Source organism: Brumicola pallidula DSM 14239 = ACAM 615 (assembly GCF_000428905.1).
GTDB lineage: Bacteria > Pseudomonadota > Gammaproteobacteria > Enterobacterales > Alteromonadaceae > Glaciecola > Glaciecola pallidula.
Genome location: NZ_AUAV01000030.1, coordinates 1 through 4,496, shown reverse-complemented (window position 1 = coordinate 4,496; position 4,496 = coordinate 1). Strand labels below are relative to the sequence as shown.

5 protein-coding genes, 4 tRNA genes and 1 rRNA gene are annotated in these 4,496 nt (G+C 39.8%); 9 read left to right on the top strand and 1 reads right to left on the bottom strand.

The features are described from left to right. The first annotated feature begins 42 nt into the window (after positions 1–42). Positions 43–158, top strand: a 5S ribosomal RNA gene (gene rrf, locus G399_RS0110835). A 312-nt stretch (positions 159–470) separates the two neighbouring features. Here rrf and G399_RS0110830 read toward each other — a convergent pair. Beyond that, positions 471–944 carry a DUF3010 family protein gene (locus G399_RS0110830; RefSeq protein WP_006007960.1) on the bottom strand — a complete coding sequence of 158 codons (474 nt, stop codon included), beginning with the start codon at positions 942–944 and terminating at the stop codon, positions 471–473. A gap of 206 nt (positions 945–1,150) precedes the next feature. On the opposite strand from G399_RS0110830, the gene murB reads away from it, so the two are divergent. From murB to G399_RS20615, 8 genes are all read left to right on the top strand, one after another. Further along, entirely contained in the window at positions 1,151–2,155 is a 1,005-nt protein-coding gene (gene murB / locus G399_RS0110825) for a UDP-N-acetylmuramate dehydrogenase (protein WP_006007958.1), read from the top strand. Next, positions 2,152–3,126, top strand: coding sequence for a bifunctional biotin--[acetyl-CoA-carboxylase] ligase/biotin operon repressor BirA (birA, locus tag G399_RS0110820; protein WP_006007957.1), 975 nt, complete (start codon positions 2,152–2,154; stop codon positions 3,124–3,126). The genes murB and birA overlap by 4 nt, the downstream gene beginning before the upstream one ends. Further along, complete coding sequence (locus G399_RS0110815) at positions 3,110–3,835, top strand: type III pantothenate kinase (RefSeq protein WP_006007955.1); 726 nt, start codon at positions 3,110–3,112, stop codon at positions 3,833–3,835. Before birA ends, G399_RS0110815 begins: the two co-directional genes overlap by 17 nt. Positions 3,836–3,961: 126 nt before the next feature. Then, positions 3,962–4,037: transfer RNA gene (locus G399_RS0110810), tRNA-Thr, on the top strand. A gap of 8 nt (positions 4,038–4,045) precedes the next feature. Then, positions 4,046–4,130: transfer RNA gene (locus tag G399_RS0110805), tRNA-Tyr, on the top strand. A 33-nt stretch (positions 4,131–4,163) separates the two neighbouring features. Beyond that, positions 4,164–4,238 (top strand) — tRNA-Gly (locus G399_RS0110800). 8 nt (positions 4,239–4,246) lie between these two features. Beyond that, a tRNA-Thr gene (locus G399_RS0110795) sits at positions 4,247–4,322 on the top strand. Between the two features lie 67 nt (positions 4,323–4,389). Beyond that, positions 4,390–4,496, top strand: a 107-nt coding sequence (locus G399_RS20615) for a GTP-binding protein (protein ID WP_034896937.1), incomplete at its 3' end; no start/stop codon positions are given.

Here is a 4,496-nt window from a genome sequence, read left to right as displayed (position 1 = left end):
GCGTTATCGCACAGAGCGCGATGATGTTGCACCCAGTTTATGCCTGACGGCAATAGCGATACGGTACCACCTGATCCCATTTCGAACTCAGAAGTGAAACGTATTAGCGGCAATGGTAGTGTGGGGTTTCCCCATGTGAGAGTAGCACACCGTCAGGCTCCCATTTAAGAGCCCGTCCCTGTGACGGGTTTTTTCTTTCTAGACGTTAAACTATTTAGCTATATAGTTTAGTCTTCAACGATACAGTTCAACGCAGCGCGTGAGTATCCGCAAGCACCATTGAAATCTAATTTGATGGTGTCTAAAATTCTCTTTCGGGTTTGCCAACATCAGTAGAGGGTGATGGATTACATCAAAATGATTGGCCTATAAATGCCATGGTGGCAGCGGTAATGTGGATTTCTTGAGTTTGCTTTGTGTATCATCAAAGATTAGGCCAGCGAGACTGGCCTAATTTGGTAATGACGCCACTATATAGGTTCAGATGTAGAAACAACTTCAGGGGGAGGAGGCGGATGCTGAATGTTCATATGCTTTGCATACGCAGCTGTGAATGCATTTTCCTGAAATGCTTTTAATCCAGTCTCGGAAAAAGGCACAACGACAGGGTTTCGCTTAATTGATTCTTTAAAAACTTGTGGAGACATCGTCTCAACATCAAGTTCATGAATAAGTTGAATGGCAGACTCCATTTTGAAGCCTAACGCACCGCCGGCAAACTTGCCTTTCAATGGTCTTTCTTTTATCACTACAGCGTTTATAGTGTAGTCCGCCATCAATTTACTGAACGTAGATTGAAAATAGCGAATGTCACCAGTCCCATTGCGTTTGTTAAATTCAATTTTTCTTACCCGACACTCGGGTAAGTTAAATAACCCATCTTTAAAAGATAGTAAGCAAATTATTGCCTCAGAACCTTTTAATTCAACACCACAAATTTTCATAATATACTCTCTATTTTAGACAACTATATAGTAACTCATTAAATGCTAACTCTCATCACCAAATTGGATCGCTTGACTAACAATATTAAGTCACACTACATTACCTTAGTGGGTTAGCGTTAAAAAACTAAGCCTTGCCAATAAAAGTTGGTATCATGCAGGTAGTAGCAGTTTACATGCTCTTATATCGACAACAAGGATAGACATTGACATTGGTTCCTTTGAAAAAACTACATACTTTTGGGTTTGATACTTTGGCGCAAGACTTAGTTGAAATCCACACTAAGGATGATTTAGTCTCGATATTTGAACGTCTCAAAACTAAACAATATTATTTATTAGGTGAGGGCAGCAATAGTATCTTCCTTGAAGACTTCGCTGGCACTATTGTACTTAATAAGTTAACTGGCATCGAGGTACACGAAAACGAGAACGAAACCAGTTTATCAGTCGGTTCAGGTGAATCATGGCACAACTTAGTTGAATATACATTATCGATTGGTGCATATGGGTTTGAAAACCTTGCATTAATACCAGGAACTGTAGGTGGAGCACCTATTCAAAATATCGGTGCTTATGGTGTTGAAATTGAAAAGTTTATAGTCAGTGTTGAATACTACGATATACATTTAAATTCGTTTCACATGTTGAACCATCAAGAGTGTCATTTTGTTTACCGTGACAGCATCTTCAAGCGCCAACTTTTTAATAAAGCGGTCATTACAAAGGTTAATTTTATACTCCCAAAAAATAATAAAGTGGAGCACAGTTATGTACCGCTCAATCAATTGGTTAATCCGACACCAGTAGATATATTTAACAAGGTGATTGAGGTAAGAACAGCAAAGCTACCCAATCCCAAAGTAGTGGGTAACGCAGGGAGTTTTTTTAAAAACCCAGTGGTAACAAATAACATATTAAATGACATCGAGAGGCGCTACACTGCGGTCCCACATCACAAGATCTCTAATACCAGTGTTAAGATCCCAGCGGCTTGGCTGATTGATCAACTTGGGTTTAAAGGGAAAATGTATCTAGGGGTTAAATGTCATGAAAAACAACCTTTGGTACTCGTCAATACTGGCAGCGGCAATGGAAAAGGATTACTCATGCTAGCGCGACAAATTAAACTGGATGTGAGCAACGAGTTCGCTATTGAACTAGAGAATGAAGTTCGATTGGTAGGTAAGAGCGGGTTAATAGACTTATGAGAAAGAAAGCAGCCCAAACTCGTTCTTTACTGATACAGCAACTTGCTAATGGGGAATTCAATTCTGGTGAATTCTTAGGTGAACTTGTTGGTATCAGTCGCAGTGCCGTTGCAAATCATATCAAGTATTTAACCGGCATAGGTCTCGATGTTTTCAGCGTCAAAGGCAGAGGTTATCGTTTAGCAACACCACTACAATTATTGGACCAAACGAAGATAATCCATCTTGTAGGTCAAAAAAAAACGGACACAGTCAAAGTAATAAGCGTAATTGGTTCAACCAATACCTATATTAAAGAGCGTTTGCATGAATTACCTCAAGGTTTTGTTTGTCTTGCTGAAGCACAAACTCATGGTCGTGGAAGGCGTGGTAAAACATGGGTATCGCCTTTCGGTTCGAGCATCTATATGTCGATGGCTTGGACCTTCAAAGGCGGCTATCAGTCAATGGCTGGTGTATCTCTATTAGTCGGGATTGCAATTAACCGTTCCTTAAAGAAGATTGGCGTTAGTAATTGTAAGTTAAAATGGCCCAACGATGTTTATTATAATTTTAAAAAACTGGCTGGGATATTGGTTGAAGTTGAAGGGCAAGTAGGCTCAGATGCAAGTGCTGTTATAGGTATTGGTATTAATATAGACTTACCTAACTCGATAGACGGAATCGACCAACCTTTTATCGATGTAACTAGCATTACGCAACAACCAGTTGATAGAAATAAATTAGCCGCACTCATTATAATCACCTTAACTAACATGCTTGAGGAATTTGAAGTTGAAGGTTTAAGCCCTTTTTTATCAGAGTGGAAAGAAGCCGATCTTTTTTATAATGAATACGTTTATTTAGAGTCCGGTAATAACCGAATTCATGGACTGAGCAAAGGTATAAGTGACGGCGGAGCGCTGCTTTTAGAAAATGCAGGTAAAGTAACACCGCACCATGGTGGAGAAATAAGTGTTAGAAGAGGTTAAGTTATTCATTGATGTTGGGAATACCAGTATAAAATCAGCTATATATGAATCTGAGATTGCCTCTATTGGTGTTATATCTCGTCATAGCGATATGCATGAGCTCACCATACTTTTAACCACGGCAAACCGCGTTTATCTCTCAAATGTTGGAAAGGACGAAATAACTAATTATATACAAGGTGTTTGTGACACAAATAGTATTCCACTGTTTATTGCCAAAACTCAATGCAGTGCCTTCGGATTAATAAACTCTTATTCAATACCCTCAAATATGGGTGTAGACCGTTGGCTTGCAATGTTGGCCTGTATGCAAAAGAGCTCAAGTAAAACATTTTTAGTCGTTGATATAGGTACCGCAATGACAATTGATGCGGTTCAAAATGGACATCATTTAGGCGGCTGGATAGTGCCAGGCGTTATATTGCTTAAACAAAGTCTACTTAAAAATACGCATCGTGTTTTCTCAGATGACAAAAATTTGAGTTTAACCAGCTTTGGTAACGACACACCACGCTGTGTCGATAACGGTTGTACTGCTCAAATTTTGGGAACTTTGTTGATGGCTGTTCAAGAAATGAAAAAAAATATCGATAAATTTGAAATATTTTTGACTGGCGGAGATAGAAATTTGTTTTTGGGTCTTAATATGCAAAATATTATTGAGCATGAAAATCTAGTATTAGAAGGCTTAACCTTGTTTGTTGATTAAAAAATGTTAATAAATCGCAGTAAAAAAAGACATATTTAGAAAAAGTTAAAAAAAACGCATCTTTTTCACAATTAGCTATTGCCACATGCCGATCATTTCTTTACTATGCGCACCACTTGATGCAGTGCCGACTTAGCTCAGTTGGTAGAGCAACTGACTTGTAATCAGTAGGTCACCAGTTCGACTCCGGTAGTCGGCACCATCAATCTCGGAGGGGTACCCAAGCGGTCAACGGGAGCAGACTGTAAATCTGCCGGCTCAGCCTTCGCAGGTTCGAATCCTGCCCCCTCCACCACTTTCTCATGAAGTGGGGACGAGAATTAGGAATGCGGGCATCGTATAAAGGCTATTACCTCAGCCTTCCAAGCTGATGATGCGGGTTCGATTCCCGCTGCCCGCTCCATTAACGTTGCTGATATGGCTCAGTTGGTAGAGCGCACCCTTGGTAAGGGTGAGGTCGGCAGTTCGAATCTGCCTATCAGCACCACTTCCTAACATTCTTCTCTTACTTCATTGAAAATTTAATTTTTAATACGTTGCTGGGAATATTTAAAATGGCAAAGCAAAAGTTTGAACGTAATAAACCACACGTAAACGTTGGTACTATCGGCCACGTTGACCACGGTAAAACAACTCTTACAGCGGCAATCACGTCGGTATT